The 2,833-nt window shown below is 68.9% G+C and carries 3 protein-coding genes and 1 pseudogene; all 4 read left to right on the top strand.

Going from position 1 to position 2,833, the window contains the following annotated elements:
* Positions 1-386 (top strand): annotated as a pseudogene (locus tag GSQ79_RS18070) (DUF58 domain-containing protein); the annotation flags it as partial.
* Positions 379-828 carry a DUF4381 domain-containing protein gene (locus tag GSQ79_RS18065; protein WP_158810067.1) on the top strand — a complete coding sequence of 150 codons (450 nt, stop codon included), beginning with the start codon at positions 379-381 and terminating at the stop codon, positions 826-828. The pseudogene GSQ79_RS18070 and the gene GSQ79_RS18065, both read left to right, overlap by 8 nt.
* A complete protein-coding gene (locus tag GSQ79_RS18060; RefSeq protein WP_158810066.1) occupies positions 825-1,790 on the top strand; it encodes a VWA domain-containing protein in 966 nt (321 codons plus the stop codon). Before GSQ79_RS18065 ends, GSQ79_RS18060 begins: the two co-directional genes overlap by 4 nt.
* Positions 1,787-2,707 (top strand): VWA domain-containing protein, encoded by a 921-nt coding sequence (locus GSQ79_RS18055; RefSeq protein ID WP_158810065.1) that lies wholly within the window; start codon positions 1,787-1,789, stop codon positions 2,705-2,707. The genes GSQ79_RS18060 and GSQ79_RS18055 overlap by 4 nt, the downstream gene beginning before the upstream one ends.
* The last annotated feature ends 126 nt before the right edge of the window (positions 2,708-2,833 follow it).

The raw sequence follows: 2,833 nt of genomic DNA, 5'->3' as shown, positions 1-2,833 counted from the left end.
CCGATCGCACATTGGTCGATCCGCCGCTCGCCGACATTCTGGAGACGGCGCACAGCGTGTCTGGCTCCGGCAGCACCATCATCGTCGCCACCGCGCTCGATGCGCCGGGCGAGCGGTTCGACGCCGTTGTCTCGGGGCTAAGCGAACGCCACGATTTGATTTTTTGTTTGATCGAGGACCAGTTCGAGCGCGAGCCGGTGCCCGGCACCTACCCCTTCACCACCGTGGAGGGCGACAGCGGCTGGCTGCGCATCGACGCCGGCAAGCGCAGCATGGTCGACGGCAAGATCGAGGCGCTGCGCCGCCTCGGCGCGCATGCCGTGCGCGTGCCGTCTCATGTCGCTCCGGACGGCAATGTCGCGCTGCTGGAGCAGGTCGATGGCTGAGATCGTCTCGACGCTCGACAGTCTGCGCCCGCTGCGCGAACCGCCGGCGCCGGAGTCGCTTGCGCCCTACCTCGTCATGATTGTTGTCGGAATCGTCCTGGCCGTTCTGATCGTTTGGCTGGCGCGGATGATCCGCGCGAACCGGCAGCGCGTGCGCCGCGCCGCAGCAGCCGAACTCGTCTTGTCGCGCGCACTACCGCCGCCGGAACGGCTCGCCGCGCAGGCGGTGCTGCTGCGGCGGCTGGTCCGCACCACCGCGGCCGAAGAGCCCCGCGAACATGGCGCCCCCTGGCTGGCGCGGCTCGACCAGACGTTCGCCACCTCGTTTTTCAGCCAGGGCGACGGACGCGCCTATGGCGATGCGCTTTATGGGCGACACGACGCCGACATCGAAGCTCTCGATCGTTCGCTGGAAACTCTCATCGCCAAGGTGCGGCAATGATCGGCGGCTTCGATCTGGCGACGCCCTGGGCGCTGCTGCTACTCCCGGTGCCGCTGCTGTTCGCTCTGTGGCGGCAGCGCGGGTCGCTCACCACCAGCGGGCTGCGCATCCCGGTGTCGCTGCGCGAGCGGCTGACCGGTGACCCCGGCACGAAGCGCCCGCCGTCGCGCTTGCTGGCGCTGCGCTGGATCGCCTGGGTATTCCTCGTCGTGGCGCTGGCCGATCCGCGCGTCGTCGCGGCGACGCCGGCGCTGCCGGCCTCGGGACGCGACATCATGCTGGCGCTGGATCTTTCGGGCAGCATGATCGCCGAAGACATGGTGATGTCGGGCAAGCCGATCACCCGCATCGACGCGCTGAAGAAGATCGGCACCGAACTGATCAAGCGGCGCGCCGGCGACCGCGTCGGCATCGTCATTTTCGCCGAACATACGCTGGCGGCGGTGCCCCTGAGTTTCGACGTCGACAGCGTCAGCCGCTCGCTGCAGGAGATGCAGATCGGTCTCGTCGGGCGCTCGACCGCGATGGGCGCGGGGCTCGGCCTCGCGGTGAAGCGGCTCTCGGAGTCGAAGGCGCCGTCGCGCATCATCATCCTGATGTCGGATGGCGCCAACAATGCCGGCACCCAGGATCCAGCCGGCGTCGCGGCGCTGGCGAAATCGCTCGGCATGCGGCTCTACACGATCGGTCTGGGGCCAAACGATACGTCGACGCCGAACGACGATCCGGAATCCGTCGACTTCGAGGCGCTCGACTCCTACGCCAAGATCGGCGGCGGCCAGGCGTTTCGCGCCCGCACCGGCGACGATCTCGACGCGGCGGCGCATGCGATCGAGGCGCTGATGGCCGGGCAGACCATCGCGCCGCCGACGGTGATCCGCCACGATCTCTGGTCCTACCCCGCCGCCTTCTTCATGCTGGCCTCGGTCGGCATGGTTGCGGCGCGGCGGTCGCGCCGATGATCGCGCTCGGTGACGTCGCCCTTCTTCGCCCGTGGTGGCTGCTCGCGCTGCCGCTGCTCGCGCTGTTGTTCGTTTTGACCAAGCCAAAGAGTGGCGCGCTGACGAGCTGGCAGCGCGCGGTCGATTCGCCGCTGTTGGCGGCGATGGTGGCGCGCGGCGGGACGAGCGGCGCCGGACGCGTCTGGACGCCCATCGTTCTCGCCGTCATCGTCGGCATCCTCGCGTTGAGCGGTCCGGCGATCCGCAGCGTCGATCAGGACCATCTTCGCAATCTCGATGCGACGCTGATCGTCATGGACCTGTCGCAGGACGTGGCGGGAGGCGCGCAACTGCGGACCGCGGCGAGCGCGGCGCATGACGTGCTCGACCATTCGTCCGCGCGCCAGGCCGGGCTGATCCTTTATGCCGGCGACGCCTATCTCGCAAGCGCGCTCACCGACGACACCAACGGGATCGATCCGCTGCTGTTCGCGCTCGACGACAAGACGGTGCCCGATCCCGGCACGCGGCCCGACCGCGCGCTGTCGTTGGCGCGTAAAGTTTTGCGCGAGGCGCATATCATCCAGGGCGACGTCGTGCTGATTACCGGCGGCGGTGGATTGGACAGCGAAGCCACGCGCAAGGAAGCGACGGCGTTACGGACGGCCGGGCATCGCGTCGATGTTCTGTCCCTCACCAGTTCCGGCGAGGGAGACTCCCGACGCTCGGCGGCAATTGCGGCCGTCGCCAGCGCCGGCGGCGGTCTTGCCGAGGCCGCGCTGACGCCCGAACGTGTGCTTGCGGCTCTGTCCGACCAGTCGATCCAGCATCTCGGCAGCAGCGCGATCATCGCGATCGGGTGGCGTGATATCGGGCGCTTTCTGCTGATTGCCGCGGCGTTTCCTCTGCTGCTCGGCTTCCGGCGGGTGGCGGCATGAAGCGGCTCGCACTTTTCGTGGTGATCTCCGTGCCGTGCGCCGCGGCCTGGCTTGCCGGCCCCGCGGGCCTGGGTGCGCTGTTGTTCGCGCTGGGCGATACATCGGCTGCGGCGGCGCTCCTGCACG

Origin of the sequence: Beijerinckia sp. L45, from assembly GCF_009765775.1 — a bacterium.
Lineage (GTDB): Bacteria > Pseudomonadota > Alphaproteobacteria > Rhizobiales > Beijerinckiaceae > RH-AL1.
The sequence above is the reverse complement of the archived record's forward strand: the minus strand, read 5'-3'. Positions and strand labels throughout refer to the sequence as shown.